This window comes from Rhizobium sp. IY2 (genome assembly GCF_047532935.1).
GTDB classification, from domain to species: domain Bacteria; phylum Pseudomonadota; class Alphaproteobacteria; order Rhizobiales; family Rhizobiaceae; genus Rhizobium; species Rhizobium anhuiense.
This window is the reverse complement of the sequence record NZ_JBLKNU010000052.1, coordinates 1-281: the sequence shown is the minus strand read 5'-3', so window position 1 is coordinate 281 and position 281 is coordinate 1. Positions and strand designations below refer to the sequence as shown.

General features: G+C 63.7%; 1 pseudogene. It reads left to right on the top strand.

Annotated features, from left to right (window positions below):
• Positions 1-281 (top strand): annotated as a pseudogene (locus ACMUVN_RS33345) (electron transfer flavoprotein-ubiquinone oxidoreductase); the annotation flags it as partial.

Below are 281 nucleotides of genomic sequence, written 5' to 3'. Positions count from 1 at the left end.
CAGCCATGACGAGGTCGCCGAGATCGAGAACGAATGGCGCAAGGGCGACATCGGCCGCGACCTGAAGCGGGTGAGGAACGTCAAGCCGCTGTGGTCGAAGTTCGGCACCGCCCTTGGCGTGGCGCTCGGCGGCTTCGACATGTGGACCAATACGCTGTTCGGCTTTTCCGTCTTCGGCACGCTGAAACACGGCAAGACCGATGCGCAGAGCCTGGAGCCTGCCTCGATGCACAAGCCGATCGCCTATCCGAAACCGGACGGCGTCCTGACCTTCGACCGTC